Here is a 1,733-nt window from a genome sequence, read left to right as displayed (position 1 = left end):
TTCTGCCGGATCCTCTCCATTCGCTACCTTTGCCAGCAGGTCAATTGCCTCCTTTCGTGCCTGTTCCGGGGTCAACACACCATGAGCGCCTATTGTGTAACGCCGCAAGCGGTTGCTGTGACGATATTGGATGATGTACATCTTTTTGCCCGCTGTCGTCGTTTTCAGCCCGAATCCCTTCAGGTCCGTATCCCACAAGAATTGATCCGCCGTTCCTGCCTGGATAGCGTCAACAGCCCGTTTTGTGATCTTGCCCTGTGCCATGATCATGCCCTTCTGGTCCGCCGTTTGTGATTGCTGGCGTGATTTCCAGCAATCAAATAGCAATCAACAGGGATAAAAATAGCGGAAACTGGCGGAAACTGCAAGATGCAAATGTGCTGAATTTATATTGTTTCTTGCTACTGCCGGAAAGGCCAGAAAGTCTGGGTAAACAGACTCATAATCAGCTTGTCGCAGGTTCGATTCCTGCACGGCTCACCAAGTTTTATCCATTGTCAGCCACTGATTCAGTGGCATTTTTTTTTGACGGTACAAGCGCGTTGCATAAAGTCGGTTGTACTCTTCCTATAAGCCAATCCATTCTTCCAGTTTGTTGCCAGAAGCGACAGCTCTTTCCTCAATTGCTCTACTCTCTTTCTGAACTTCGCTCCATATTTTTTTTGTAGAGTTTCCAGGTTTGCAGGTGACCATTCCCGCTCTATGCCAACGCTCTTTTCTGCATGTCTGTCTGTTTGGGCAAATCTTGTTATGAGGTTTATGTTTACCAGGTGTGGGGGTTGTAAACTATAAATTTCAGTTTCATTAATTTATCTCCTGGTTTGCTTGGCAAAAATAGGATAGACTCCGGCGTTTAATGTGCAACCAACCATTTTCAAACGGAATAAGAGATGAAACATCTGAAACTTATCCTCATCATTTGTGCTCTATCGCTCGGTGTACTGGTGTCACAGCAGTTGATGGCTGCACCTCCCGGACAGTGGAATTACGGTGGGTATACCCAATGGCATCCCAACGATGGACAGACTCCAATGGGAACCATCGGGACGCAATGCTTTTTTTGTAAGCCTGATCCGGGTATGCAAAACAAGGATACAGCCAACACCGTTGCCCCAATGCCTGCTCCGCAACAACCTGTCCCCTATAACTATGATCGCGGTAGCAGCGTCAAAAAGAAGCCAACTGCAGCCATGAAAAAACCGGCAAAAAAATCAGCCAAAAAACAGGCTGTCATGAACAAGGCCAGCAAAAAGAAAGTTGCTCACAAAAGCAAAGCTCAGAAGAAAGCCAAACACAAAAAGAGTGTCAAGAATAATAACAGATATGCAGGGTAGCCTCCCTGTCTGTCAACAAGCGGAGTGTGCCACATCCAGGAAAGCAGATCATTTGGGAGCGACCTGTTTATTGCGGCGGTTCCTTGATGTGGGCAGCTCCGAAAAATTTTGGCAGTTGCGCAACGGGTGAGAACATATGCTACAGTGTATGTGCTCACCCTTGTTTGAGTTGCTGATTTTCCGCATCCACTGTTACAGGTGCAACAGGAACAGTTTCAATCTGTTCTGGTTTACCAAGCGATAGAAATAAGATTGGTAACTATTCAGGTTCGTGCTGGCTCGCCAGCTCTACCCCCATGGGGATGCTGTGGGCATTGGCGCAAAAAATGCGCGCCAATGCCCACAGCTTGCTTCCATTAGGCGCTTAAGCCGACGCAAAGAGCGCGTCGGCTTAGTTTG

2 protein-coding genes are annotated in these 1,733 nt (G+C 47.4%); one reads left to right on the top strand and one right to left on the bottom strand.

What is annotated here, in order from left to right; genetic code table 11:
* The coding region (locus EJP87_RS15920; protein ID WP_227657707.1) for an Arm DNA-binding domain-containing protein at positions 1-270 on the bottom strand (270 nt) is incomplete at its 3' end.
* A 620-nt stretch (positions 271-890) separates the two neighbouring features.
* On the opposite strand from EJP87_RS15920, the gene EJP87_RS15910 reads away from it, so the two are divergent.
* Positions 891-1,334, top strand: a complete 444-nt coding sequence (locus tag EJP87_RS15910) for a hypothetical protein (RefSeq protein WP_130472832.1) — start codon at positions 891-893, stop codon at positions 1,332-1,334.
* Positions 1,335-1,733: the final 399 nt, after the last annotated feature.

The sequence above is a fragment of the Candidatus Magnetaquicoccus inordinatus genome (assembly GCF_004217665.1).
Lineage (GTDB): Bacteria > Pseudomonadota > Magnetococcia > Magnetococcales > Magnetaquicoccaceae > Magnetaquicoccus > Magnetaquicoccus inordinatus.
The sequence above is the reverse complement of the archived record's forward strand: the minus strand, read 5'-3'. Positions and strand labels throughout refer to the sequence as shown.

Excerpts from the sequence above, each read along its gene's own strand:
- EJP87_RS15910 (WP_130472832.1), top strand. The coding sequence starts at position 891 with ATGAAACATCTGAAACTTATCCTCATCATTTGTGCTCTATCGCTCGGT.